Annotated in this window: 26 protein-coding genes; 15 read left to right on the top strand and 11 right to left on the bottom strand. The window is 69.6% G+C overall.

Going from position 1 to position 25,620, the window contains the following annotated elements:
• The first annotated feature begins 62 nt into the window (after window positions 1–62).
• Window positions 63–512, top strand: a complete 450-nt coding sequence (locus tag ACFOYY_RS06705; protein ID WP_386188652.1) for a carboxymuconolactone decarboxylase family protein — start codon at window positions 63–65, stop codon at window positions 510–512.
• A gap of 73 nt (window positions 513–585) precedes the next feature.
• Here the strand turns inward: ACFOYY_RS06705 and ACFOYY_RS06710 are convergent, their stop codons facing one another.
• From ACFOYY_RS06710 to ACFOYY_RS06720, 3 genes are read right to left on the bottom strand one after another with little or no spacing between them, the layout of a single operon-like run.
• On the bottom strand, window positions 586–1,020 hold the full coding sequence (locus ACFOYY_RS06710) for a DUF6463 family protein (protein ID WP_386188654.1): 435 nt from the start codon (window positions 1,018–1,020) through the stop codon (window positions 586–588).
• On the bottom strand, window positions 1,017–1,613 hold the full coding sequence (locus tag ACFOYY_RS06715; RefSeq protein WP_386188656.1) for a DUF2867 domain-containing protein: 597 nt from the start codon (window positions 1,611–1,613) through the stop codon (window positions 1,017–1,019). The genes ACFOYY_RS06710 and ACFOYY_RS06715 overlap by 4 nt, the downstream gene beginning before the upstream one ends.
• Entirely contained in the window at window positions 1,610–3,553 is a 1,944-nt protein-coding gene (locus ACFOYY_RS06720; RefSeq protein WP_386188658.1) for a fumarylacetoacetate hydrolase family protein, read from the bottom strand. Before ACFOYY_RS06720 ends, ACFOYY_RS06715 begins: the two co-directional genes overlap by 4 nt.
• 85 nt (window positions 3,554–3,638) lie before the next feature.
• Here ACFOYY_RS06720 and ACFOYY_RS06725 point away from each other — a divergent pair, with 85 nt between their 5' ends.
• Complete coding sequence (locus ACFOYY_RS06725) at window positions 3,639–4,307, top strand: TetR/AcrR family transcriptional regulator (protein ID WP_386188660.1); 669 nt, start codon at window positions 3,639–3,641, stop codon at window positions 4,305–4,307.
• A gap of 654 nt (window positions 4,308–4,961) precedes the next feature.
• Here ACFOYY_RS06725 and ACFOYY_RS06730 read toward each other — a convergent pair.
• Window positions 4,962–5,438 (bottom strand): DNA-binding protein, encoded by a 477-nt coding sequence (locus tag ACFOYY_RS06730; protein ID WP_386188662.1) that lies wholly within the window; start codon window positions 5,436–5,438, stop codon window positions 4,962–4,964.
• Between the two features lie 388 nt (window positions 5,439–5,826).
• On the opposite strand from ACFOYY_RS06730, the gene ACFOYY_RS06735 reads away from it, so the two are divergent.
• The 6 genes from ACFOYY_RS06735 (at window position 5,827) to ACFOYY_RS06760 (ending at window position 8,919) form a co-directional block, all read left to right on the top strand.
• Window positions 5,827–7,026 (top strand): helix-turn-helix domain-containing protein, encoded by a 1,200-nt coding sequence (locus ACFOYY_RS06735; protein ID WP_386188664.1) that lies wholly within the window; start codon window positions 5,827–5,829, stop codon window positions 7,024–7,026.
• Window positions 7,027–7,176: 150 nt separating this feature from the next.
• Window positions 7,177–7,392, top strand: a complete 216-nt coding sequence (locus tag ACFOYY_RS06740) for a hypothetical protein (protein WP_386188666.1) — start codon at window positions 7,177–7,179, stop codon at window positions 7,390–7,392.
• Window positions 7,389–7,733: a hypothetical protein gene (locus ACFOYY_RS06745; protein WP_386188668.1), complete on the top strand. Its 345-nt coding sequence runs from the start codon at window positions 7,389–7,391 to the stop codon at window positions 7,731–7,733. Before ACFOYY_RS06740 ends, ACFOYY_RS06745 begins: the two co-directional genes overlap by 4 nt.
• Window positions 7,734–7,792: 59 nt before the next feature.
• Window positions 7,793–8,122, top strand: coding sequence for a hypothetical protein (locus ACFOYY_RS06750; protein ID WP_386188670.1), 330 nt, complete (start codon window positions 7,793–7,795; stop codon window positions 8,120–8,122).
• A 259-nt stretch (window positions 8,123–8,381) separates the two neighbouring features.
• On the top strand, window positions 8,382–8,615 hold the full coding sequence (locus ACFOYY_RS06755) for a hypothetical protein (RefSeq protein WP_352011132.1): 234 nt from the start codon (window positions 8,382–8,384) through the stop codon (window positions 8,613–8,615).
• A gap of 10 nt (window positions 8,616–8,625) precedes the next feature.
• Window positions 8,626–8,919: a BldC family transcriptional regulator gene (locus tag ACFOYY_RS06760; RefSeq protein ID WP_352011133.1), complete on the top strand. Its 294-nt coding sequence runs from the start codon at window positions 8,626–8,628 to the stop codon at window positions 8,917–8,919.
• Window positions 8,920–9,387: 468 nt separating this feature from the next.
• On the opposite strand, the gene ACFOYY_RS06765 is transcribed toward ACFOYY_RS06760, so the two are convergent.
• Both ACFOYY_RS06765 and ACFOYY_RS06770 read right to left on the bottom strand, forming a co-directional pair.
• Window positions 9,388–9,897: a GNAT family N-acetyltransferase gene (locus tag ACFOYY_RS06765; protein ID WP_386188672.1), complete on the bottom strand. Its 510-nt coding sequence runs from the start codon at window positions 9,895–9,897 to the stop codon at window positions 9,388–9,390.
• Window positions 9,898–9,987: 90 nt separating this feature from the next.
• Entirely contained in the window at window positions 9,988–10,854 is an 867-nt protein-coding gene (locus ACFOYY_RS06770) for an SDR family NAD(P)-dependent oxidoreductase (RefSeq protein WP_386188674.1), read from the bottom strand.
• Window positions 10,855–10,934: 80 nt separating this feature from the next.
• Here ACFOYY_RS06770 and ACFOYY_RS06775 point away from each other — a divergent pair, with 80 nt between their 5' ends.
• On the top strand, window positions 10,935–11,498 hold the full coding sequence (locus ACFOYY_RS06775; protein ID WP_386188676.1) for a TetR family transcriptional regulator: 564 nt from the start codon (window positions 10,935–10,937) through the stop codon (window positions 11,496–11,498).
• 649 nt (window positions 11,499–12,147) lie between these two features.
• Here ACFOYY_RS06775 and ACFOYY_RS06780 read toward each other — a convergent pair.
• Together ACFOYY_RS06780 and ACFOYY_RS06785 are read right to left on the bottom strand one after the other, a co-directional pair.
• The gene (locus tag ACFOYY_RS06780) at window positions 12,148–13,323 is read right to left on the bottom strand and encodes a hypothetical protein (RefSeq protein ID WP_386188678.1); all 1,176 of its coding nucleotides are present in this window, start codon (window positions 13,321–13,323) and stop codon (window positions 12,148–12,150) included.
• Window positions 13,320–13,895: an RNA polymerase sigma factor gene (locus ACFOYY_RS06785; protein WP_386188680.1), complete on the bottom strand. Its 576-nt coding sequence runs from the start codon at window positions 13,893–13,895 to the stop codon at window positions 13,320–13,322. Before ACFOYY_RS06785 ends, ACFOYY_RS06780 begins: the two co-directional genes overlap by 4 nt.
• 159 nt (window positions 13,896–14,054) lie before the next feature.
• On the opposite strand from ACFOYY_RS06785, the gene ACFOYY_RS06790 reads away from it, so the two are divergent.
• Window positions 14,055–14,981: a glycerophosphodiester phosphodiesterase family protein gene (locus tag ACFOYY_RS06790; protein ID WP_386188682.1), complete on the top strand. Its 927-nt coding sequence runs from the start codon at window positions 14,055–14,057 to the stop codon at window positions 14,979–14,981.
• A 2-nt stretch (window positions 14,982–14,983) separates the two neighbouring features.
• Here ACFOYY_RS06790 and corA read toward each other — a convergent pair whose 3' ends face one another.
• Window positions 14,984–16,099, bottom strand: a complete 1,116-nt coding sequence (gene corA / locus ACFOYY_RS06795; protein ID WP_352011140.1) for a magnesium/cobalt transporter CorA — start codon at window positions 16,097–16,099, stop codon at window positions 14,984–14,986.
• A 440-nt stretch (window positions 16,100–16,539) separates the two neighbouring features.
• Between corA and purD the strand changes: the two genes are divergently transcribed.
• From purD to ACFOYY_RS06820, 5 genes are all read left to right on the top strand, one after another.
• On the top strand, window positions 16,540–17,772 hold the full coding sequence (gene purD / locus ACFOYY_RS06800; RefSeq protein ID WP_386188684.1) for a phosphoribosylamine--glycine ligase: 1,233 nt from the start codon (window positions 16,540–16,542) through the stop codon (window positions 17,770–17,772).
• Window positions 17,773–17,894: 122 nt separating this feature from the next.
• Window positions 17,895–18,929 (top strand): hypothetical protein, encoded by a 1,035-nt coding sequence (locus tag ACFOYY_RS06805; protein WP_352011142.1) that lies wholly within the window; start codon window positions 17,895–17,897, stop codon window positions 18,927–18,929.
• Window positions 18,930–19,197: 268 nt separating this feature from the next.
• Window positions 19,198–20,463, top strand: coding sequence for a UDP-N-acetylglucosamine 1-carboxyvinyltransferase (gene murA / locus ACFOYY_RS06810; RefSeq protein WP_352011143.1), 1,266 nt, complete (start codon window positions 19,198–19,200; stop codon window positions 20,461–20,463).
• Window positions 20,464–20,690: 227 nt separating this feature from the next.
• Window positions 20,691–21,980: a GTP cyclohydrolase IIa gene (locus ACFOYY_RS06815; RefSeq protein ID WP_352011144.1), complete on the top strand. Its 1,290-nt coding sequence runs from the start codon at window positions 20,691–20,693 to the stop codon at window positions 21,978–21,980.
• A gap of 416 nt (window positions 21,981–22,396) precedes the next feature.
• The gene (locus ACFOYY_RS06820) at window positions 22,397–23,335 is read left to right on the top strand and encodes an EamA family transporter (protein WP_386188686.1); all 939 of its coding nucleotides are present in this window, start codon (window positions 22,397–22,399) and stop codon (window positions 23,333–23,335) included.
• Between the two features lie 93 nt (window positions 23,336–23,428).
• Here ACFOYY_RS06820 and hisC read toward each other — a convergent pair whose 3' ends face one another.
• Window positions 23,429–24,490: a histidinol-phosphate transaminase gene (gene hisC, locus ACFOYY_RS06825; protein WP_362912272.1), complete on the bottom strand. Its 1,062-nt coding sequence runs from the start codon at window positions 24,488–24,490 to the stop codon at window positions 23,429–23,431.
• A 195-nt stretch (window positions 24,491–24,685) separates the two neighbouring features.
• Window positions 24,686–25,549 carry a hypothetical protein gene (locus ACFOYY_RS06830; RefSeq protein ID WP_386188688.1) on the bottom strand — a complete coding sequence of 288 codons (864 nt, stop codon included), beginning with the start codon at window positions 25,547–25,549 and terminating at the stop codon, window positions 24,686–24,688.
• Window positions 25,550–25,620 lie beyond the last annotated feature (71 nt).

Below are 25,620 nucleotides of genomic sequence, written 5' to 3' on the forward strand. Positions count from 1 at the left end.
GCTCCGTCATGGGTGATGACGAGCCGGAACGGGCTCAGGTAACCGACAAGGGAGCAGGAACCATGGAAGCACGTCTGAAAGGTACGGCAAGCCCCGAACTGATCGAGGGGATCACGAAGCTGTACAGGGTGATTCACTCCGGAGGCGTCGAAGGCCGTCTGCTGTCGCTGGTCCATCTGCGCGTCAGCCAGATCAACGGCTGCAGCCCGTGTGTCTTCGCCTCGGTCGCCTCGGCGAAGAAGGCCGGTGAGACCGACGAGCGGCTGCACCACGTCGTCGCGTGGCGCGAGACGTCCTTCTTCACCGACGAGGAACGGGCCGCGCTCGCACTGGCCGAGGCCGCCACCCGGATCCAGGACGGCGCCCCCGGCGTGACCGACGAGATCTGGGACCACGCCGCCGACCACTTCACCGGCGAGCAACTGAACGCGATCACCATGGAGATCGCGCTGACCAACTTCTTCAACCGGATCAACCACACGATCCGCGAGCAGGCCGGCAAGACCTGGTGAACCGGACGGGGCGTCGTCGCGACGGACGACGCCCCGCCGGGAGCGTGAGCCGGACGCCCCCGTGGTGACCGGCTCAGCTCCCGTGCGAGGTCGGCGCACCCACTCCCCTCCGCGCCGCCAGGACGATGAGCGCTCCGGCGACGGCCCCGAGGAAGAACGGGGACGGCACGAGGACGACGCCGCCCACCACGGACCACACCGCGACACCCCAGCCGACTCCGGCGGGTACGGTCACCCCACGCCCGGCGAGGTGCCACGTCAGGCAGCCCAGCAGGACCAGGGGAACGGCGAAGCCTCCCGGACCGGCCCAGAAGATCGTCTTGTCCCGCAGGGCCTCCACCAGCTGAGCCGTGTCGCCGCTCGTGCCGAGGAACGGGACGGCCGCCCACAGGCCCTGCCGTACCCAGTCGGAGATCCGCGCCCAGCCGGTGAGCACCACCACGGACAGGTGCCCCGCGCCCAGCGTGATCATGATCCCGCTCGCCCAGCGGAGCATCCTGGAGTTCATCGGGGCGTCCTTTCCGCGTGGTCACACCAGGCGCGTTCCCATCGCCGGGTCAGCGCCGGGTAGACGACGAGGTACCTGAAGGGCGCGATGGCGGCCATGTAGAGCCGTCCGAACAGGCCGTTGGGCTTGACGAGGACGGCCATCCTCAGTTCGTGGTCACCGTCGGCGCCTCGAACCCAGCCCAGGTGCATCACGGTGTGCACGGTCCTGTTCGCCAGTTCCCTGGCGGACTCGGTGTCGAGTTCGTAGACCGCCTTGAGCGGCATGGTCGCGCTGTCGGCGCCACGGGGGGCGTCGCGGAGGTCGTCGGGCAGGCGGTCGCGCAGCGAGCCGACCCGCGCGCCGACGCCCGAGGACGGCCTGTCCCAGCCGAGCAGCGCGCCGATCCTCCAGCGGAGGGCGAACAGGAACCGCGCGGGCCGGGGCAGCTTCGCGATCCCCCCGGCGGTCCGCATCGCCGCGAGCATCGTGGGGAAGTCGTCGGGCCCGGCGCCGGGGGTACGGAACGACCACACGTCCTCGACCGTGAAGTCCCCGGTGAGTTCGTGGACCCGCCAGGGCAGGCGGGTGTGCGCGGTTCCGGGGAGTCTCACGAGAGCCCCCGTATCGCGTCCCAGTCGGCCATCATCGCCATCAGCGTCAGCCGGCTCAGTTCGGGCGTGGTCTCGGGGTCGAGTTCGCGGTAGCGGCGGTGCAGGTTGACCACGATCCGCTCGGCGTCCAGCCAGGTGGCGTACTCCCCGAGGTCGACGGTCCTGGCCGCCTCCGCGAAGGGGACGCCCCGGGCGTGGGCGGCGTCGGCCTGCTCGACCACATGGGTGAGATAGCCGCGTACCGCGCGAACGCCGTCGGGGTCGGTGACCGGGCCGTGGCCGGGGACGATCGTGTGGGCGCCGGTGGCGATCATCCTGTCGCAGGCGGCGATCCAGTTGCCGACCGGGCCGCTCCACACGATGGGCGTGCAGCCGACGAACAGCAGGTCCCCCGCGAAGAGCACCCCCGCGTCGGGCACGTGCACGACCGTGTCGGCGCCGGTGTGGGCGGGACCGAGGTTCGTCAGGCGCACCTCACGCCCTCCGACGTCCAGGGTGAGCTCCCCGTCGTAGGTCCGGTCGGGCAGCCTCAGACGGATCCCGCCGAAGTCGAAGGGCCCGAACCGCTCACGGAGGTAGGGGGTCGCGGGGCCGACGTCCATGACCTGGGTGGCGGTCAGCAGCTCCGCGGGCATCTCGTGCGGCATCTCCGCGCCGGTGGCCGTGGCGGCGACGATCTCGACACCCTCGCCGAGCAGTTGGTTGCCGTGGGTGTGGTCGCCGTTGGAGTGGGTGAGGACGGCGTGGGTGAGCGGGTGCCGAGCGGTGACGTGACCCATCGCGTGGAGCATCTCGGCCGTCAACGGCAGGTCGAACAGGGTGTCCACCAGGATCGAGGCGCCCTCGCCCGCGACCAGCCCGGCGTTGCTCAGGCCGTACCCGCCGTCGGGCAGCAGCCAGGCCCACACGTCCGCGCCGACCTCGTGCAGACCGCGCGTGTAGGGCAGCCGCGACGGCGCCCTGTTCACCCGGGGCCGCGGCGGACGCCGGTCGGGGTTCTCCCGAGGCGTCAGCGCGTACGGCCTGACCGACGCGCGAACCGTCTGCCGGGTACGGCCCAGCCCCTCGACGGCCAGCTCGACGACGTCGCCGTCCTTCAGCCAGCCGGGGAAGGAGGCCGGGTCCGCCAGGGACAGGTGCTCGACGAGGCAGCAGCCGGGCACCGTACCCGAACCGAACACGTCACCGGGCAGCAGGTCGACACCGCGTGAGGCGTAGGAGACGACCTCGCCGAAGCTCCAGTCCATGGAGTCCGTACGGCCCGAGCCGATGACCCGGCCGTTGACGGTCGCCTCGACCCGCAGCGCGAGCCTGCCGTCGCGAAGGTAGGGCTCAAGCTCGTCCGGGGTGACCAGGAACGGGCCGAGGGTGGTCGCGCCGTCCTTGCCCTTGGCCTGGCCGATCGCCAGCGCGGCCTCGTGCGTCTGCAGGTCCCGCGCCGACCAGTCGTTGTAGACGGTGTAGCCGACGATGCGCTCCTCGGCCTGCTCCGGGGTGAGGTCCCGGCCGCCGGGGCCGATGACCGCCGCGATCTCCAGCTCGAAGTCGAACCAGGAACTGCCCGGGGAGATCGCCACGTCGTCGTACGGCCCGACGACCGTCGAGGGAGCGGCGAAGTAGAAGGCCGGGATCTGGTACCAGGCGTCCTTGAGCGTGCGCGGCCGCCCCATGGCCTGTTGGCAGTTGCGCATGTGGTCCAGGAAGCACAGGCAGTCGCGCATCGAGGGCGGACGCGGGATCGGCGCGCGCAGCCTGACCCCGGCCAGCGGGACCGTGTGCGCCTCCGAGGTCAGTGCCGCCTCCCCGGCCGCGCGCAGCTTCTCCGAACCCTGGCCGATGAGGTCGATCAGGCTGACGCCCGGCCCGATCGGGTGGATCCGGTCGTCGTCGACCACTCCGACGCGGTCGCCGTCGTCCGTTTCGTAGGTGACCCAACGCATGGATGCCTCTTTCTATGTTGGCTGACATAGAATATATCGATCAGCACTTGGTAGGTCATCGGGCATACCTGGTTTGATGGGTCACATGGCCACGCGACGTACCGAGATGACGCAGGAGAGCCGCCGGCTGCTGGTGACGGCCGCGTCCGAACTCTTCGCCGAGAAGGGCTACCGGCAGACGAGCTTCATCGACATCGCCGACCGGGCCGGTATCAGCCGTGGCTCCATCCCCTGGCACTTCGGCAACAAGCTGGGCCTGCTTGAGGCGGTGATCGACGACCGCCTCGACGCCATGCTGACCGCCTTCGGCCCGGCCCCGGCGTCCGGTCCTGCCGCAGCTTCCGACCCGGCCTCGACTTCCGGCCCGGCCTCAGGAGGCTCGGCTTCCGGCCGGATCTCAGGGGAGGTGCGCGGCGACCCGCTGGAGCAGGTGATGGCCTTCATCCGCATGCCCGTCGCACGCCTGTTCATCACCCTGCTCGCCGAGGCCGTCGAGGCCGACTCACCGATCCGCGACCACTACGCCCGGCTCCACGTGGCCCTCAGGGAGGCCGTACGAGCCTGGATCCCGGAACACGCCGTTCCCCCGGGAACCACCCCGGAGGCGTTCACGGTCGTCCTGGTGGGAACCGTCATCGGCATCCACGCCCAGTGGCGGATAACCCCGGAAGCAGTAGACCTGGAAGCCGTCCGCACCGCCCTCCGAGCCTTGCTTTCCACGGTCCTGGAGGGCACCGGAACCGACCGGGAGTGACGAGGGCCGGTCACCGGGGGATGAGTCGTGACCCGCGTCCGCCTTGGGAACCCTTCAGGGTGATGAGTGCCCCCTCTACGACATGTCCTGCACTACTGGGAGTCCTTGTTGCGAACCCTTCAGGGTGATGAGCGACCCGAGGGTAAAGTCCCAGGCCGGGCCGGGCGCCGCAGGAGCGGGGTTCGCTGTTTCTGCGGCAGTCCGACGGTAGTGCAAAGGTGCAGGTCAGAGCGTTGATCATCTTCTAGGTGCGGCCCCGGAGTACGAGCTCTGTCCATGGTGACGGGCCCATGGGGCCAAAGTCGAACATTCCGAATTTCACACCGTCTACAAAGCCGGGGATCCGCGTTTTCGCCCTGAAGGGGTGCTACCGGAATACGGCGGAAACGTGCCGTGCCGCGGCGCTGACCGGACAGAACGCATATTCTGTCCGGTTCCTGGGGCGGCGTTTGACCAGGCCGGCGCAACCATACCGCTGCGGGAAGCAATCCGATCCCACGCCGGGAACGGATATCCACAGCCGAAAACTTGGCTTCCGCCTCCACCGCTTGACCAGCCTTATCAGCTCTTTCCGGATTACTTGGTCTGCTCCCCATGACGGGATGAACATGGCGGCGCGTCGGGCGTGAGGGAACGGCCTGCGGAGTCTGTAGATCATCTGTCGGCAGGCGGCCCGCTCTCGGATCGAGCGCCCAAGCGTTCGTACCTTTGCCGGGCAGCTTGGGCAGTGTTCAGGCCGAGACCGAAGGCGATGTCCTGCCAGGTCATGCCCCTTTTTCTGGCGGTCGTGAGCAGAAACAACTCGGTCGAGTCGAGGTCGGCTCGAATGCCCGGCAAAAGGGTCAGCACGGCGACGAGGTCGTCGTGATCGATGACCGGCTCGCCCGCCTCCAGGCATATGGAACCGCCGACCAGTCCCGCCACGAGCCGAACCACCTCATGCGGGGCTGGCATGTCGGGATGAATCTGCCGCGCTCGACGCGCGGCATCGCCAGCATGCCGCTCAACGAGGTGGGTCAGAGCATGGTAGCCGCGTTCGGCGCGTTGCGCCCCGGAATCGGGCCGGGTGAAGACATCGGACATGCATGACAGCATGCCGAATAAACGATCCGTTTTCAACATAACGTTCATGTACTAGATCAACCTTGGGCCACACCGGCTGAGGCAGCCCAGGCCTAGTCGTCTCGCGAACGGTCCATTGTGGGTACCGGTAAGAACGCGTCACCAGCCCCAAACAGCAATCGGCACGCTGGACAGAACCTCGGATCTCCGGTTCCCGGAACGGCGTCTGACCAGCTCAGCAGGATGGGACCGCAGCGGGCGCTGCCATCCACAGCCGAAACCCCGGCTTCCGCTCCCACCGCCTGACCTGAAGTCTCCGGCGGACGCGGCCCGTTTCCACCGCATTCCGGTGGCATCCCCTAAAGGCCAGGGGGCCGCGCGCCTACTCTGAAGGTGTTGGCCTTCAGGAAGGTGCAGGGCTATGCGTGATCGCAACACCCTAGAACTTCGTCCGGACATGACCGTTGGTGAGCGGCTCAGGGTGGCTCGCCGGTCTGTGGAGGGGCTCACCCAGGAGATCCTGGCCGAGCGTTCCGGTGTCAACGTGGACACCATTCGCAAGCTTGAGCAGAACCAGCGGCAGTCGGCCCGTATCTCCACGATCAACTCCCTCGCCCGTGCGCTTGACCTGGACACGACGGCGCTTCTGCTCGGTGTCGTCCCTGAGGAGGGCGCCAGAGACCCCAAGGTCACGGCGATTCGCCGTGCTCTGATCCCGGCCGCTGACTTCATGCCGCCGACCGAGACCGACGCCGAGGACACCCCGCCGGATGTCGCGGCGCTGCGACGCAGTGTCAGTGACGCGTGGACGATCTATCACGAGGGTGATCTGAGCGCGTTAGGAGAGATCCTTCCCGGGCTGTTGGCCGAGGGGCGCGTCGCCGTACGTGAGCACACCAACGGCACCGCGCTTCGCGCCCGGGGGGTGCTGTCCAAGACGATGCAGCTCGGCGCGCACGTGATGGCGCGTAACGGCATGGAGGACCTGGCGCTTCTCGCCCTGGACCGGGCGCGGCAGACCGCGCGGGAGTCGAACGACCCCCTGCTCCCGGCGATGATCGCCAACAGCGTCAGCTGGATCTTCATCCGTACCGGCCGCCTGGACGACTCGCAGAGTGTGGCGCTGGCCACCGCAGACAAGGTCGAGCCGAGGCTCCGTACGGCTTCGCAGAACGAGATCTCCGTGTACGGCGGCCTGCTGCTGTCCGCGATGAGTGCGGCGGCGCGCAACGAACGTTTCGACACGGCGCGGGACCTGTTGACCGTCGCCCGTGCGGCGGCTCAGCGGAGTGGGGAGGACTCCAGCAATCGCTGGACGTCGGTGTTCGGGCCCACGGCGGTGGCGATGCAGGCGGTGGCGGTGGAGGCGGCGGCCGGTGAGTGGGGCTCTGTTCTGCGGCTCGCCAAGCGGATTCCGCTGACGGGTCAGGTGCCCGACTCCTGGAAGTCGTGGTTCCTGCTTGATGTCGCGCATGCCCAGGCGCAGACCTACCGGGACTCCGACTCGGTGGAGACACTGCGTAATCTGCGCAGGATCGCTCCCGCGTGGTTGCGGCAGAGCGGTCTGAGCAAGGTCGTCATCCGGGAGTTGCTCGCCCGGCCTCACCGGCCGCGCGGCATCGTGGCACTCGCTGATTTCGTGGGGGTTGCGCACTAGTCGCACCATCTTTGAGCAGCGGAACTAGTGGGTTCTGTCCCTGTCGAGTAACTCACCGTGTGCGTAGCGTTACGGCCGTCCCCAATGCGGTGACCCGCTCGGCCGTCACAGGTGTCGAGCAGGTTCTTGATCGCGAAGGAGTTGCGATCCGTGAGTGACGACAGGACCAGCGCGCCCGCAACGGCGATCCCAGGGTGGCGGCTGATCATCAGTGATGCCGGGCGGTTCTGGGCGATCCGCAATCGGGCTTTCCCGCGTACGGCGTTGCGGGCGGGGGCCGAGCCGACCGTGGACGCCGACACCTTCGAGGAGGTCCGGGAGGCGGTTGCCCGTCAGGAGGAGATCGCCGAGGGGGTGCCTTCGTGACCGGGCGGCATCGGGACGGCCTGCCGTACGCGCCGGTGTATCGGCGGGTGTGGGACGGGCCTGCGCGGGCTGAGGCTGAACGGATCAACCTGGCCTGGGCCGACTGGACCGTCCTCTACAGCCTGGGGCGACGTTCCTTCTACGCGATGGCCTCCTGGGACGGTCCGCGTCCGGTGATCGTCGAGGACTCCACTTCCGAGGGGTTGGAGGAGCGGATGCGGGAGGCAGAGATGATCCGGGCGATTCGGCTCGCGCCGCCTTCGCTGGCTCGACGGGGACGCCTTACCTCCAAGGTGGCGAGGGTCGGTGGACGGCGTTCGCCGGGCGGGAGGGCGGCGTGATGCCACTTCCCGCAGGGCCTCGTCAAGTTTCTAAGTTTTCGGATCGAACCTGTGACTCCGTGCAGACGGCTCACCTGGGCTGGCTGGTGTTCCACAGCCCGATGACCGGGTTGTGGAGCGCCTACCGGAGTGTCCTGTTCGGCAGGCCGTACGCCGGGGACGTGCTGCTGGTGCGGGCCGAGTCGGCTGAGGAGCTGGACCGCAAGCTGAGCGCCCAGGCACCCTCGACGGTGCCGCCGAGCATTCAGGCCGTCGCCGTCGCCCGTGCCATCCAGACCGCTCGGGTCAGGCAGATGGCCCGGGTCTCCCGGGTTGTTCAGGCCGTAAGTCCTGATCAGGCCATTGTGTCGGGTCGGGCTACGGCGTTGCGCAGACTGCTGCGCTCGTGAAGCCGGTACGGCGGGCGGAGGACGTCATCCCACCCGTCGCTCGCCGTACTCCATGACGTGCGGCTCAGGTAGGAGGGACCTGAGCCGCACACCTCCGCAAGACGGTTCCCATGCACGCTGGCGTGCTGGGGAAGGGGAGTCGTCTGGCGCACCGGCCCGAGTGTGTGGGGCCGGTCCTCCTCCAGGGTGCCCGGCCGCATGCTCCCCGGCTCGGGGCCGGGCACCCGCCCCCACTTCCACTCCCTAACCAGGGACGACCATGACCGACGACGAACGGCGCCTGATCGACCTGCTCATCAGCACCCACCCCGCCTGGCGGTACGAGGAACGGAACCTGCCCGGACTCCCCAGGTGGTGGGCCGTCCGCTACGAACCCCTGCGCCTCGACCAGCGCAAAGCCGGGGCCCGCGACGTGCTCGGCCGTACGACCCTGCACCGGCTCGTCCGCGCGCTCGCCCGGCACGACCAGATCCTGCACACCCTCCGCTACTGAAGGAGTCCCCATGTCCCCACTCAAGGCCGTCGCCCCCGACGGCACCTTCTCCACCGGACCGGACACCACCGAACGACTCCTCACCCCCGGCGAGGTCGCCCGCATCTTCGGCGTCGACCCCAAGACCGTCAACCGGTGGGCCCTCACCGGGAAGATCCCCTCGGTCAGAACCCCCAGCAACCAACGCCGCTACCGCGAAACCGACATCAAGGCCCTCCTCAACGCTTCTCCTGTAGTGGTGCGAACCCTTCAGGGTGATGAGCGACCGGGCGACATGGCCACCGGTATCCCGCGCCTTCCGTAGTTGCGAACCCTTCAGGGTGATGAGGGACCCATCGGCCGCGGAGAGCGGTTCGCCGTTCCGCAGTGTTGCGAACCCTCCAGGATGATGAGGGGACCGGGAGAGCGCTTCGTTCACACCGAAGAGGTCACTGGTAACCCTCCAGGGCGATGAGGGACGCCATCGCTCACACGGTGCACCGGCCGCGCCTGGAGTTGCGAACCCTCCAGGGTGATGAGGGACCCGGGGTAAAGTCGCAGGTCAGGCAGGTTAGGTCGAAGGTGGGATCGGCTGGTTCTGCGGCAGTCCGACGGTAGTGCAGAAGTGCAGGTCAGGGCGTTGATCATTTTGTGGATGTGGCTGGGTCGTACGACGGTTCTTCCCTCCTCCCGGCAGCGGCCCGGTCCTCAGGAACCTGTCTGGAGGCCACTGTGTCACACAGCGCCCTCTCCACGACATGCCCATGTGATCCGGTGAGCAAGGCCGTACCCGTCACAGGGGGAGCCACATGATCCGGAGGCCGACGTGGCCTTCCGTGGGGTGGCGGAAGGCGCCGGGGGCCGTGCCCAGGGTGGTGAAGCCCAGGCTCTCGTAGAGGTGGATCGCGCTCCTGTTGCTGTCCGCGACGGCGTTGAACTGGATCGCCGCGAACCCCTCCCGCCTCGCCCAGGTGATCATGTCCGTGACGAGGGCGCGTCCGACGCCCAGGCCCCGTGCCTCCCCCGCGACCATCAGGCTGCCGGAGGCGATGTGGTCGCCGGGGCCGGGCCGGTTGGCGTACATGTTGGCGGTGCCGAGCACCAGGTCACCGTCGACCGCGACGACCACCCTGGCCGGGGCCGGCAGGAGCCAGAGGTTCCTGGCGTCGTCCTCGCTCATGGCGGGGTCGTAGGTGAAGGTCTCCTGCGCGGTGACGACGTCGCGAACGATGGGCCAGATCCGCGGCCAGTCTTCCTCACGAGCCTCGCGGATCACGGGAACGGGACGCTTCGGGTCAGCCACGGGAGCCACCGCCGACCTGGAAGGTCCGGGAGACCCGAAGAGCTCGAAGACCAGTGATATGTGACCGTGTCATCCCCCTAGCCTCCTACATCAGAGGCGTCCGATGACCTCGCGGGTCAGGTTCTCGCACAGCGCCCAGATCGTATCCTGGTTGCGGCGGTTCAGGGCGCTCTCCGGCCAGGCCGTACGGCGGCACTTCATGCTGAAGTAGGCTCCGCTCACTCCCTCGACCTCGGCGCTTGAGGCCAGGTGGATGCTGGAGCGGGCGGGTTTGCCGAGGTCCGCGAAGAACCGGGGGGCGACCAGGCCCAGCAGCGGGACGATCGGGCGGTAGAGGTAGGGGAATCCGGCCGCCTTCAGCGACTGGTTCATCGGCGTGTGGCCGTGCCCGGGGTAGGCCACGTTGACCGTGACGCCGGTCCCGCCCACCTCCTCGGCGAAGCGCAGGCTCATCGCCATCTGCATGGTCTTGGTGTGGTTGTACTGGGCGAAGGTCCACCCCAGATAGCGCCGTTCCGCCTGGAGGTTGTCCAGGTCGATCGGGCCGCCGGGGATGCCCCCGGTGATGTTGACGACCCGGCCGACGAGCAGCGGCAGCAACAGACGGGTGAGTGTGAACGGCGCCAGCACGTGGGCGGCGAAGGTGGTCTCCACCCCGTCCTCGGTGAGCGTACGGCGTGGCGGGTTGGCGCCGACGTTGTTGATCAGCACGTCCAGCCGGTCGCAGCGTTCGGCCACCCGGGCGGCGAGGGCCGCCATCTCACCCAGGCGGGTCATGTCCGCCGCGAGGGCCTCGACCTGGCCGCCGCCCGCGCCCAGTTCGTCGGCCGCCCGCCGGGCGCGTACGGGGTCACGGCCGACGAGGATCACCCGGGCGCCCAGGGCGGCCAGTCCGCGTGCGGTCTCCTTGCCGATTCCTCCGGTGCTGCCGGTGATCAGGACGGTCTTTCCACGCATGAGAGCCTCCGATCCAAAGAGCGTCGCCCTGAATATGTCACCAAGTGCCAAGGTTGGCAATGAGTGTATGATTTCGGGTCATGGAGGGGTTACGAGATCGCACCAGGCGGGCGGTGCGCGCCGAGCTGGCCGCACGGGCGCTTGAGCTGTTCACCGAGCGCGGCTTCGACGAGACCACGGTCGACGACATCGCCAGGGCGGCCGGGATGTCCAAGCGGAGCTTCTTCCGCTACTTCCCGACCAAGGAGGACGCGCTTCTCGGAGAGCTTGAGGCGACGGCCGAGCGGGTCGCCCAGGAGATCTCCGCCCGACCACCGGGGGAAGGGGCGTGGGAGTGCCTGCACACGGTGCTGCGCGGCTGGGAGGCGCACATCAACACGCAGATCGAGGTGCTGCGGCTCATCGAGTCCACTCCCCCGCTACGGGCCAGGCTCCTGCAGAAGCGTGACGAGGCCCGCGCCCTGATCGTCGAGGCGCTGACGGGGCGCGGCCTGTCCCCGCTGGAGGCCGACCTCGCCTCGGTCGCCGCCGGGGCGGCCCTCGACACGGTGGCGCGTGAATGGCTGCGCACCGGCGGCTCAGCCGACCGCCCGACCCTGACGGACCAGGTCTTCGCCATGCTCCGCCCGGCCTTCCTCAGCTGACCCGGCGAAGCCCCGGCGAGCCGTACGACCTTGGGAGGATCCAGGTCCTCAGCCGAGCCTCCCCAAGGCCGTACGGCCCCGCCCACCCCACGACGAGCCGGATCTCGGACTCCGGCCCCTCCGGGCAACCCCACAGCGCGCCGTACGGCCCCGGAAGGGCGTCATCGGGAAATCGCCCCTACCGGCGCCGAGAGGAATTCAGCCCTCGTGGCATTGTGAATTCCCACATCCGGTGCCAAAAGAATGCGACCACCGTTTTCCTGTTCCTCCGCGATTGTTCCGAGCAGGGGATGTCAGTTCCGACATAACAGGCTCCCATTCGGGCGGCCCCGCGACGGGAAAGCCCGACGACCCGTTCGGCCCGACCGCCGTACGGGCCTTCCCACGAGTTCGCACACACCGTTTCCGAAACAATCCTGTAAGGACCGGTTGTCAACTCCCGTCGTCACCAGGGTTTTCACGGCGGCCGACCTGTTCCGAACGAACCGGGCCCCGGGGGGACGCGGTCTCCCCGCCTCCTGAGCCGCCAGGGCGAGGACACGGGCGGACGCTCCCAGGAGGCGGCGCGGGACTTTTCCCCTTCGCCACGGCTCTCCCGCGAGGTCGAGGACCCGAACCCGTTTACCAGCCGACCGAAACCAATAAAGCCTCATCGAATTATGGCATTGGGGTTCACCAGAACCAGGGTTTTCTTGTCCTTCTTAAACCAGAACAGGTTCTTCTCCACGAACAGGCCGGGAGGATGATCCTTCGGGTTCAGGGAAGCCCGAACGGGGAACAGCAGGCCGGAGCGGCGCGTGGCCGCGTCGTAGAGACCGCGTCCCCCGTTGCCCGCGTGGTCCATCTGGTCAAGCAGAACGACACGGCCCAGGAAGGACGCCCCGCCCGTCGACCCCGGCATCGCGTGCAGGCCCGTCCCGTCACGTCGCCAGGCGTTGGAGCCGCCGTAACACCATGTGAGGCCGCACTCGTACCACGAGGTGTGTCCCGCCGGAGGGACCGCGTCCCTCGACTCGCCCGAGAGCACGTTCCGCAGGTGCTCCATGGGACGGGGAACCGACTGGTCCGTCATGGTGCCCCGCCTGGGCCACCCGGCCCACGGCCACTCGACCAGCCCCTGGCCCTTCGTCCCCTCGATGAGGGACACCTTCCCGCCCTTCAGCGGGACCCGGTAAACACCGCCCCCCGGCGGGGACCACACGACCGCGTCGTCTGCCACGGCCAGGCTCATCCCCTCGTAATTGTCGTCGTCGTCGATCGCGGCGGGGAACCTGGCGAGCCGCCGTGGTGTGCCGCCAGCGATCGACACCGTCCACACCTCGGTCGTCCGGCCCCGGGTGGTCGACCACGCCAGATGGCCGTCCCCGAAGGCCGGCGTCCCGTCGATCGGCTCCTTCAACGACGCGATCAGGCTGAACCTCCGCCGGACGACGTCGTACGCCCAGAGCCCGTCGAACCGGTCCTTCCGCAGACTCTGCCCGACCACGATCCAGTCGGTGACGAACGTCTCCGGAGTGAACGTCCGGCCGCCGGGCCCTGTCGTCGGGATCTCGTGCACCGCGTCCGGCCACACCTGTCTGATCGGCGGGGGAAGGGCGCCGGAGGAGGACACGGGTCGCGGGGCCGTGACCAGCCGCGTTCGCGTTCCCACGACGACGACGCCGACCACGAGCACCATGGCCGCCGCGACCGCGACCGGCGCCCACCACCCGGGCCGCGCGAGCGGCCTGTGCGGTTCGGGGAGAACGCGGGGCCGTCCGTCGTCCGTCACGGCCTCGGCCCTGGCGGCCAGCGCGTCCCTGAGCCGATCCTCGATGCCGGTCATGCCTTTCCTCCCAGTTCGCGCTCAAGCCGTCCCAGAGCCCGTGAGACGGTGGACCGTACGGTGCTCTGCCCGAGCCGCGTCACCTGGGCGATCTCGGCGTCGGACAGGTCGAGGTAGTAACGCAGGACGAGGACCTCACGCTGTCTCCTGGGCAGCCTGCCGAGCGCGGCCAGCATCTCCTGGCGCGTCTCGCCCAGCAGCACGCTCGTCTCCGCGGAGCCGGAGCCGGAGCCGGAGCCGGAGCCGGAGGCCGAATCGGGGCCGATCGGCCAGTCCCGTCGCGTGAGCCTCAGCCTGGCGGCGACCCCGCGTCTGCGCAGCAGGGAGCGCGAGGCGTTCAGCACGCAGACGCGGACGTACGTCAGCGTGAGCGTCCCGGGGCGCCCGCCGTTCAGCGCGGCGGTGTGCAGCCTGGAGAAGACGTCCTGCACGACGTCCTCCGCGCTCTCCCTGTCCCCCACGAGCAGTACGGCCAGGCGGACCAGGGCGAGCCGGTGCTCGCGGTACAGGTCCGCCAGTACCGCCCCGGCACCGGGTGGCGCGGTCGCCTGAGCGACTGTCTCACCGTTCATGACCTAGGAACGCGTACCGGGCCCGATCCGCTGCGCCGCCTTGGTTGTCCACTGGTGAGGATTTTGCGAACCACATGCGGTGACAAGGTTGACGCGCGATGGAAACAGGGGGCGAGCCGCGCTGTGGAATCGGGGTCCGGGGTCTGTAAGGTCCCCTGTGTGCATGCCGAGATCCATGGCCACCGGGGAGCCCGCGGCCTCCGGCCAGAGAACACGTTGCCCGGCCTCGCCCACGCCCTGGAGCTGGGTGTCGACGCGCTTGAGTTCGACGTCGCGCTGACGGCCGACCGGCGCCTGGTGCTGACCCACGACCTGACGGTCTCCGCGGTCACCAGCGCCGACCGCTACCCCGCCTTCCCCGGCGACCCGCTGTTCCCCTACGTGGGCAGGCCCGTCGGGAATCTGACGCTGGCACAGTTACGCACCCTCGAATGCGGTGTACGGCTGCCGCTCGTCTCGGGTGACCGGTTCGTCGCCACCCAGGTGCCGGTTCCCGACACCCGTATGCCGACGCTGAGCGCCGTGCTGGCCCTGGTGAACGCCTACGGGGCCGACCGGGTGCGGTTGCACGTCGAGCTGAAGTCCGATCCGACGCGGCCCGACCTGAGTGCCGACCCGCGTGAGCTGACCGAGTTGGTCGTCGCCGAGTTGGACCTGCACGGCAGGCTCGGCGGGGCGGCGATCCTCAGCTTCGACTGGCGGATTCTCGGCGTCGCCCGCTCCCTGGTCCCGGCGACGCCCTGTTATGCGCTGGTCGAGCGGGCGACGATGGACCCGGCGTGGTTCGGCGGGCTCGATCTCGACGACTTCTGCGGCGACCTTCCGGCCGCCGCGCTGGCGGCGGGGGGAACGGTGCTCTCGCCCGACCACGTGCTGCTCGACGAGGAGTTGATGTCCGACGCGGCCAGGGCCGGGCTTCCGGTGGTCGCCTGGACCGTCAACGACCCGGCCAGGGCCGCGGTGCTGCTCGACCTGGGGGTCGCCGGGGTCGTCACCGACTATCCCGACCGGATGCGCGTGCTGTGGGCCGAGCGGGGCCTGCCGTTGGCCGCCCCGCTCTCCCCGATGCGCGCGCCGGTCGGCTGACGTCACAGCCAGCCGTTGCGGCGGAACCCCCGGTAGAGCAGCGTGCAGACGATCACCATGACGCAGATCACGAGCGGGTAGCCGAAGACGGACTCAAGCTCGGGCATGTGCTTGAAGTTCATGCCGTAGATCCCGGCGATCATCGTGGGGACGGCCATGATGGCCACCCACGAGGAGATCTTGCGCATGTCCTCGTTGGCGAGGGCGTTCGAGCGGGCCAGCGCGGCCTGCAGGACCGAGTTGCACAGTTCGTTGGACGACTCGACCTGCTCGCAGACGCGGGCGAGGTGGTCGACGACGTCACGGAAGTACTCGCGCATCTCCGAGGGGATCATCCGGCGCTGGGCGAGCGTGGCGAGCGGTGACTGCAGCGGGGTCACCGACCGCTTCATCTCGATCATCTCGCGCTTGAGGTTGTAGATCCGGCCGATGTCGCGGGCGCTGACCTCGGCGAAGACCATGGCCTCGACGTCTTCGAGCTCGGTCTGCATGAGGTCGGCCACGGTGAGGTACTTGTCGACGACGTGGTCGGCGATGGCGTGCAGCACGCCGGTCGGGCCCCTGCTGAGGAGCTTGGGCTTGTCCTCAAGGCGCTGGCGCACCTCGGTCAGCGGACAGTGCGTGCCGTGCCGTACGGTGACCACGAAGTCGGGGCCGACGAAGGCCATGATCTCGCCGGTGCCGATGATCTCGCTGGTCGCGGTGAGTTCGTCGTGGTCGAGGTAGGCGACGGTCTTCAGGACGACGAACAGCGAGTCGCCGTACCGCTCGACCTTCGGACGCTGATGAGCCTTGACGGCGTCCTCGACGGCGAGGGGGTGCAGGGCGAAGACCTCTGCCAGCCACTCGACCTCGGGGGCGTCGGGTTCGTGCAGGCCGACCCAGACGAAGGCGTTGCCCTTCTCCTGCGCGGCGTTGTGCTCGCGGACGAGTTCGAGGGCGTCGACGATGCCCAGGGCGTCGATCTTCTTGCCGTTGACGTAGGCGGCGTACTCGACGAGCGAGTCGCTCGGCGGGACACAGGGGGAGTTCGCACGGTCGGCAGCCGAGAGGCTGGGACGCGGGGTACGAACGGCACGTACGTGCTTGATGCGGGGGAACAGAAGCGAAGAGCGCATGTCAGGCCTTCCCGCCCGAACCGGCACTGATCGCACGCGACGTTGTGTCACCTCAACTCAAAGAGAATGCGTGCGCAGCCGGTCGGACACCGGTGTGGAGTGGTCGAGAGTGCGCACAGCACGTGTGCGCGAGCACGTACTGCTGGGATCGCCAGAGGTCATCCCCAACCACCTCCAATCAGCATCAGACACGCCAAAGCCGCCCAAACTTAGCACATGCTTGGGGGCGGACTCCCAGGATACCCTCGGTCACAAGGGGCGATCATGCGGAACCCAACGAAATTCATGTCCCGTTTACAGCTAGATCAGCTCTTTCATCAGGATATGTCACAGAGAAGATCGACACGCGGAAGTTCGTCAACCCCGGGCGGTACGCGGTCGAACACCTTGTCCACAGCCTGTGGACAGTCGTCCCATGCCCGGCGGATAAGCTCTCCCGAGTGCGCATTCTTGTGATTGGATCCGGCGGGCGCGAGCATGCCCTGTGCCGGTCTCTGGCGACGGACCCCCAGGTCACCGAGGTCCACTGTGCTCCGGGAAACCCGGGGATCGCGCGGATCGCGACCCTCCACCCGGTCACCCCGACCGACCCCGGGGCCGTCGCCGGGCTCGCGGAGGACCTGCGGGCCGACCTGGTCGTGATCGGCCCCGAGGCGCCGCTGGTCGCCGGGGTCGCCGACGCGGTCAGGAAGGCGGGCATCCCGTGCTTCGGCCCCTCGGCCGAGGCGGCCAGGATCGAGGGTTCCAAGGCCTTCGCCAAGGACGTCATGGCCTCGGCGGGCGTGCCGACCGCGCGCTCCCACACCTGTGAGACGCCCGAGGAGGCCGCCGCGGCGCTCGACGCGTTCGGCGCGCCGTACGTGGTCAAGGACGACGGGCTCGCGGCGGGCAAGGGCGTCGTGGTCACCGACGACCGCGAGGAGGCGCTCGGGCACGCGGCGGCGTGCGGACGGGTCGTCATCGAGGAGTTCCTCGACGGCCCCGAGGTCTCGCTGTTCGCGCTCTGCGACGGCTCGACGGCCGTGCCGCTGCTGCCCGCCCAGGACCACAAGCGCGCCTACGACGGCGACAAGGGCCCCAACACCGGCGGCATGGGCGCCTACACGCCGCTGACCTGGGCACCCGCCGACCTGACCGACCGGGTGATGGCCGAGACCGTCCTGCCGACCGTGGCCGAGCTGGCCGAACGCGGCACGCCGTACACGGGGGTGCTCTTCGTCGGGCTCGCGCTCACCAAGGACGGCCCGAAGGTGATCGAGTTCAACGCGCGGTTCGGCGACCCGGAGACCCAGGTCGTGCTCGACCGGCTCGCGACGCCGCTCGCCGGCCTGCTGCTGGCCTGCGCGAACGGCACGCTCGACCGGTTCGGTCCGCTCGCCTGGCACGAGGGCGCGGCGGTGACCGTGGTCGTCGCGGCGGAGAACTACCCCGCGGACCCGGTCAAGGGCGATGTCATCGAGGGGCTCTCCGAGGTGGCGGACGACGCCTACGTGCTGCACGCCGGGACCGCCGCCGACGGCGACCGTGTCCTGTCGGCGGGCGGGCGGGTGCTCAGCGTGGTCGGCACCGGAGCCGACGTCGCCGCCGCCCGCGAGGCCGCCTACCAGGCGGTCGGCCGCATCCGGATGCGCGGCTCGCACCACCGTACGGACATCGCGGTCCAGGGCCTCTGAGCCCCGGCTCCGCGAAGGCCCGGCGTCCCGGGGCACGGGGACGTACCGTCGAATCGGCACACCCCGAGGGCCGGGAACACTCCCGGCCCGATCCCCCACGGCCCGCGCCCAACGGAGGAACGATGTCGCTCGACGCAGTCTCCCCGGAACGGATCGGCGACACCGGCGTCCTGCGCTGGCCCGGCATCTGGCGCGTGTACGTGGCGACCCGCAGCGAGGAGATCAGGGCCGACGCCGAGCGCGCGCTGACCGCGTGCGAGCGCACGGGCTCGTCCGCCTCGGCGGGCGAGGGCATCGGCACGCACCTGGCCCGCGCCGAGTCCTACGCCAGGAGCAGGCACGGCCTGCGCCGCTGGCTGACCGGTCACGCCGTCGAGGGCGCCTGGTCGAACGTCAACAGCGCGACCGTGATGCTGTACGGCGTGCTGCCGACGCCCGAGCTGTGCGGCCGGGCGACCGAGGTCCTCGCGATCGGCAGGGCCTACCTGCCCGGAGACGACCCCAGGCTGGTCCAGTTGCAGGCCAGGATCGCCGCCGGAGACCTGGGCGAGGGTGACCGGCCGCTGATGCAGTCGGTGCTGCGGGCGGCCTACACCGCGCAGGCGATGGAGAGCGGCCGGGTCCGCAGCTTCCGCAACCTGCTGCTCGGCGGGGTCCTCATGCTGTCGGTGATCGTGTTCGGCCTGGTGGCGGTCGGCGCCATCTGGCCGGACGCGGTACCGATGTGCGGCAACCAGTCGGTGGTCCAGGCCCAGGGCCTGATGCCCGCCCAGATCTGCCCGACCGGCGGCCACCGGCCCGGTCACGGCGACGTCCCGCTCGTCGCCCTGGTCGGCGTGCTGGGCGCGGCGCTGTCCAGCGCGGCCTCGCTGTCCACCCGCGCCGACCTGTCCACGCGTTACTCGCTGGCGGTCGCCCAGACCCTGCTCAAGGCGCCCGCCGGGGTGGCGACGGCCGTGCTCGGGCTGCTGATCCTGAACTCCGGGTTCGTCCCGGGCATGTCCGGGCTCGGCTCCCAGCCTGCGATCCTGGTCTGGGCCATGGTCTTCGGGTACGGCCAGCAGGTCGTGACCCGCTTCGTGGACCAGCGGGCCGACACCCTGCTGACGGCCGCCTCCCCGCTGACCCCCTCGGGCAGGGGCACCCGTACCGCGTGAATAAACTCTGGCCGGTGACGCAGGCGTCGCACGGTCCGCCCGGCGGGGCACACGAACCGCTGGAGCTTTCACGGCCGAGTGGAAATTGTCATGTGGGAACCGTCGAGACTTTCGCGCGGAAGCTTCTGGTCAGTCCGCTGACCGGGTCCGGTTTCCCCACGAAATAGCAGGTTCAGGGGCATCCAACGGCTAGTGTTGGCCGACGCCTTCCGGCCACCGCCCCCCATGTCGTACGAATATCGTCCCCCACCCCCAAGGAGCATGAAGCATGGTCCGTTACCGCGTGCGCGGTGGCAATCCCCTCCGTGGAACCGCCTTCATCCAGGGCGCCAAGAACGCCGTGCTTCCCATGATCGGCGCGGCCCTCCTGGCGCCCAGAGGCCGTACCGTGCTGCGCAACGTCCCCATCATCGAGGACGTCCGCCGCGCGGTCGAGCTGGCCGAGGCCGTCGGCGCCAAGGTCGAGCTCCACGAGGCCGAACGCACGCTGGTGATCGACGCCTCGACGCTGAGCAGCCCCGTGCTGCCCGCCGAGATCGCCCGCCGGTTCCGCGGCTCGGTGCTGTTCGTCCCGGCGCTGCTGCACCGCCTCGGCGAGGCCGTCATCGAGGGGGTCGGCGGCTGCAACCTGGGCAGTCGCAACCTCGACTTCCACTACCTGGGCTACAAGCGGCTCGGCGCGGTCGTGGACGAGGGCGACGCCGTCATCCACGTCAAGACGGCGGGCTTCACCGGCGCCACGCTGTACCTCGACACCCCCTCGCACACCGGCACCGAGAACCTGATCATGGCGGGCGTCCTCGGGCGCGGCACGACCGTGATCGAGAACGCGGCCCTTGAGCCCGAGGTCCTCGACGTGATCGAGATGCTGACCAGGATGGGCGCGCGGATCAGCGGCGGCGGGACCGGCTTCATCACCGTCGAGGGCGTCGACGAGCTGCAGGCCGTCGAGCACACCGTGATGCCCGACCGGCTCGACGCCGGCGTGTTCGCCATGGCCGCCGCGATCACCGGCGGCGAGGTCAACCTGGTCGGCGCCGACCTGGACCACCTCGGTGTCGTCCGTTACAAGCTGGAGCAGATGGGGGTGGAGTTCGCCGACCACGGCGCCGTGCTGCACGTGCGCAGGGACCGCCCGCTGCGCCCGATCAACGTGATCACCGACACCTACCCCGGCTTCGCCACCGATCTGCAGTCGCCGATCATGACGGTCGCCTGTCTCGCGGACGGCGCGAGCTACATCCACGAACGGATTTTCGACGGTCGGTTCGCATTGGCCGCAGAACTGAACAAAATGGGCGCCGACATCGAAGTGAAGGAGAACAGCGCCGTCGTCCGGGGCGCCACTCCGCTCACCGGAACCGACGTCACCGCCCATGACCTGCGCTCCGGCATCGCCCTGGTCCTGGCCGGTCTGGCGGCCCAGGGAGAGACCGTGATCGGGTCAGGATATCTCATCGACCGGGGCCACTCTTATCTGGCCGAGCGTATGCAGGCGCTGGGCGCGGATGTCCACCGAGAGATTTCTGCCTGATAATCAACCGGTTTCAGTCTCCCAAAAAGCGCTCTGACCTGTGTAAACACTGTCAGTCAGGGTTTAGACCGTGGGTTCCTCCAAGAATTGACCTCTAAACGGGCGTGACATTACGGCCCTCGCAAGCGATCGTTCCAAAAGAGAGCCGAATCAACAGGGACGGCAGGATGGGACGAACATTGGTCGAGCGGGCCGAAGAAACTCCACGAGTGTCACGCCCGGGTGCCATGACACCGGACCTCACTATCGGTGTGGTGGGCCCCCATGACCTCGTAGAAAGAGTGATGCTTATGGGACATGCGGCGGCACCTCTGCCGTGCCGCCTGGTGGCCGCTGCGTACCGGGACGAACAGGAGGCGGCCGACAAGGTGACCCGCCTCGGGGCGGGAGTCGACGCCTGTCTGTTCGCCAGCCCGGTTCCCTACGACCTGGCCAGACGATCGGGGGTGCTGACGATGCCCGCGACGTATGTCCAGCTCGGCGGCGCGGCACTGATCGCCGCGTTGGCCAGGGCAGCGTTGGACGAGCGGATCGACCCCAGGAGGGTCAGCATCGACGTGCTCGGACGGGCCGACATCGAGGAGGCCTACGCCGACCTCGGGCTGCCCGCCGGGGACGTGCACAGCCGCGACGAGCCGGGAGCCACCGGCACGATCGCGTCCTTCCACGAGCGCCTGGCGCGCCAGGGGAACACCAGCGGGGCGCTCACCTGCCTGCCCGCCGTCGCCGACCGGCTGCAGACGGCCGGGGTTCCGGTGGTCAGGATCCGCCCCACCTCCGCCGCGGTCCGTACGGCGCTGCACACCGCGGCGCTGCTCGGGGCGCACCACAGGCTGGAGGAGTCTCAGCTCACGGTGGTGCTGGTCGAGGTTCCCACGCTCCGCGAGCCGGTCCGCAGGGCCGCGCCGCGCTACTGGCGTGACGAGCTGAGGCTGTCGCTGCACAGGCTGCTGGTGCAGGAGGCGAACCGCATCAACGCCTCGGTGACCGCGGTCGACGACCACAGCTACATGGTCACCGCGACACGCGGCTCGGTCGCCACGGCGACCGAGGGCTTCCGGGTGCTGCCCTTCGCGGCCCGGGTGCGTGACGAGCTGGGGCTGGCGGTCGAGGTCGGGGTCGGCATGGGCCGTACGACGCATGACGCCGAGTCGCACGCCAGGGCCGCCCTGGCGCGCACGCAGGCGGGCAAGCAGGCCCAGGGCTTCGCCGTCGACCGGGAGGGCAGGGCGCTCATCCCGGCGCCCAGGATGCCTCCGCAGGGCGGCGGACCGCTGAAGCCCAAGGGCGTGGAGGTGCTGGCACGGCTGGCCGCCAAGCTGGAGGGCGGGGACACCGTGGTGGACGCGGAGGGCGCGGGCAAGATGCTCGGCGTCACCCCGCGTACGGCACGGCGGTTGCTGCGCACGCTGGTCGACGAGGGGCTCGCGTGGCCGCTTCCGCCGAACCGCACTCCGCAGCCCGGTCGTCCACGCCAGCTCTACCGGCTGATCGTGGAGAAGCTGGGAACCCGCTGAGGTCCGCCGAGACCGCCGAGGCCGCCGGGTTCGCTGCCGCGGCTGTCGAGGCTCCCTTCGACGCCTCCCACGAAGTCCCCACCGGAGTCCCTGCCAGGACTTCGGAGACCCCTGGGGCTTCCGGGGCGGAGAAGGGCTGTCCGGGCTCCGCCGAGGCCACTGAGACCGTTGAGGTCGCAGCCTCCGCCGGGGCCCCTGTCGCGGTCTGGGCCGCGACCTTCGTGTGTCCGTGGCTCCGGGGCCTGCGCCGTACTGCAGCACGGCCCATACCCCGGGGCCGCCGCGCCGTCACCCTCCGGGTCCGCGAGGACATCCGGGGGGTGACGGCGCTTGCTGTTTCCGAGGCTCGGGAGGGTCGTCTCAAGGACTGAAATCCGCGAGAGGTTTCTCCATATAAGGGGATATTGTCAGGAGCTATGGCTTATGACGCTGCTGACAGACGCACGTCTCTCCTCGTCTGGGGCGCGCTGGCGATCGTCTACGTGGTCTGGGGTTCCACCTATCTCGCCATCCGGGTGGTCATCGAGACGCTTCCCCCGCTGCTCAGCGGAGCGATGCGCTTCACCTCCGCCGCGGTGATTCTCAGCCTGGTCATTCTGCTGCTGAAGGGACCGGGCCCCTTCAGGATGACGGCCAAGCAGTTCGGCGGCGCCGCACTGGTCGGCGTGCTGCTGCTGACCGCGGGCAACGGCCTGGTCGCGCTGGCCGAACAGCACATCTCCAGCGGCCTGGCCGCGCTGCTGGTCGCCTCCGTGCCGCTGTGGCTGGTGATCCTGCGCGTCGTCGCGCGGGACAGGCCCCGGGCGCTGACCCTGGCCGGGGTGCTCGTCGGGTTCGCCGGTGTCGCGGTGCTCTCCCTGACCGGGGCGAGCGGCTCGTCGAACGGCACGGCGATCACGATCATCCTGCTGGCCTCGATCTCGTGGTCGGTGGGCTCGTTCCTGTCCTCGCGCATCCCGATGCCCGCCGACCCCTTCGCGGCCAGCACGGTCGAGATGCTCGTGGGCGGCGTCGGACTGACGCTGGTCGGCACGGCGTCGGGCGAGCACCTGAACCTCGCGGCCGTCTCCGGGCGCTCCTGGATCGGGCTCGCCTACCTCATCGTGATGGGCTCGCTGGTCGGCTTCACCGCCTACGCGTGGCTGCTGGGCAACGCCCCCATCTCCCTCGTCTCGACCTACGCCTACGTCAACCCCGTCGTCGCGGTCGTCCTTGGCGGACTCATCCTGAGCGAGGTGGTCACCGGCTCGATGGTCGTCGCGGGCCTGGTGATCGTCGTCGGTGTGGCGCTGGTGGTCTCGACCGAACGCAGGAAGGCGCCGGTCGTGACAGAGAAGGAACCCGCCCCCGCGTAGGGACGGGTTCCTGCAAAAGGGACCACAGGGGCCTGAGAGCCCCGTGGGAGCCCTGGGACACCCCAGGGGACTTCCCCCAGGGCCCCGGGTGCGTCAGCCCTTCAGGAAGGCCTCCGCGACGGCCAGGAAGGTGTCGTTGGCCTCGGGGGAGCCGATGGAGACGCGGGCGCCCTCACCCTCGAAGGGACGCACGGCGACGCCCTCGGCCGCGCAGGCCCCGGCGAACTCAAGGGTGCGCCCGTCCAGGCGCAGCCAGACGAAGTTGGCCTCGGTGACCGGCACCGTCCACCCCTGGGAGATCAGCGTGTCACGGACCCGGTCGCGCTCCTTGACCACGGTCTCGACCCGTTCGAGCAGCTCGGCCTCGGCCTCAAGCGAGGCGACCGCGGCCACCTGGGCGAGGTGGTTGACCGCGAAGGGCACCACGGTCTTGCGGACGGCCGCGGCGACGGGCTCGTTGCCGATCAGGTAGCCGACCCGCAGCCCGGCCAGGCCGTACGCCTTGGAGAAGGTGCGCAGCACGGCCACGTTGGGCCGGTCGCGGTAGATCGTGAGACCGTCGGTGACGTCGGTGTCCCTGACGTACTCGCGGTATGCCTCGTCGAGGATGACCAGCACGTCCTCGGGGACCCGGTCGAGGAAGGCCGCCAGCTCGGCCGAGCGCACGACCGTGCCGGTGGGGTTGTTCGGGTTGCAGACGAAGATCATGCGGGTCTGCGGGGTGATCGCCTCGGCCATGGCGTCGAGGTGGTGCGTCTCGTCGGCCAGCGGGACCCGCACCGAGGTGGAACCCGACAGGTCGGCCATCAGCGGGTAGGCCTCGAACGACCGCCAGGCGTAGATCACCTCGGCCCCCGGCTCGCCCACGGTCTCGAAGAGCTGCTGCAGCAGCGTCACCGAGCCCGCGCCGACCGCGACGTGCTCCGCGGGCACGTCGTAGCGCTCCGCCAGCGCGTTGGTCAGCGCGCCCACCCCGGGGTCGGGGTACAGATGAGCCTGGGCGGCCGCCTTGGAGATCGCCTCGACCACGGAGGGAAGCGGACCGTAGGGGGATTCGTTCGAGGACAGCTTGAAGGACCGGCCGTCGGCTGACACCACGGCCTTGCCCGCCCGATAGGGGGGCACGGTGTCCAGAATCGCACGGAAACGAGGCATGACCTTACTTTATGAGGAGCAGGCGGATGGGGCATCCTCCTGGAATGCCGGAGCGGAGGCCTCCGAGCAGGTCTCCGAGCCGAACGGGTGAAAGATGTCCGGCCGGCGACCGGACGTGGGATGTCCGGTCGCCGGCCGGTAGACGCCGGTTCCACCCCCCCGGGGACCCGGCGCCTGTCCATGGGCGTTTCGCGGTCAGGCGTCCCCTGAGGAGACCACCGACAGCGGGAGGATCGGCTGTTCCGTCACGGTCAGGCTGATCAGGTCGACCAGCCTCAACCCCCGTGACACCGTACGGCGGGCGGCCCAGGCCTCCAGGTCGGCGGCGAGCAGCGCCGCGACGAACCAGGCCTCGGCGGGGCCGACCGGGGAGGGCCCTCTGCGGCGCTCGCTGCTCCAGTAGGCCTGCAGGTGCCCGGGAGTGGCGGAGGCGGCCAGCCGCCTGGCCCTGACGTCGGAGTGGGTGAGGTCCTCGGGGCCCGAGGAGATGGGTTCGAGCACCGCGGTCGCGCCCTCGACCGAGCAGCGCTGCCAGGCGATCGAGCGTTCGGTGAGCAGGACGTCGGCCTTGGCCCACTCGGCGGGCGGGTGGTCGTCCTGGCACCAGCTGACGGCGGCGCAGCCGAGGGCGGCGTCCGGGGTCGGCACCCGGTGGACCTCGGCGCCGATCCGCGCGAGCAGTTCGGACAGCGCGAGCGCGATGGCTCCGCCGCCGACCACGGCGACGGGACCCGGCCAGGAGCGGGGTTCACGCTCGACCAGCAGCCCACGGTCCTCGAAGGTCCGCAGCGTTCCCGGGTCGAGCTGGTCGAGGTCTCCGCCGATCTCCTGCTGGACGGGGAGGAACTCGCCCGCGGCGGTCCGCAGCACCGTCACCTTCGCGGACTCCTCGGGTACGGCCCGGCCCGCGCGGCGTTCCGCGTGGCCGTTGCCCGCCCCGGCCCGCAGTCGCCCGCGGGGCTCGGTCTCGGAACGTCCCGTCGTGCCCGCCGCCTGCCGTACCGTCCCGGTCGTCACCGAGAAGATCTCCACGCCGGGCGCAAGTGTCCGCCGCGCCATCAGCACTCTCCTGTCTTGAGAAAAGCCTGTTCCGTGCCTAGGAAGGGCGTCACGCGTCCGGACGGTTCCCG

It is taken from the genome of Streptosporangium jomthongense (genome assembly GCF_042650425.1).
Taxonomy (GTDB): Bacteria; Actinomycetota; Actinomycetes; order Streptosporangiales; family Streptosporangiaceae; genus Streptosporangium.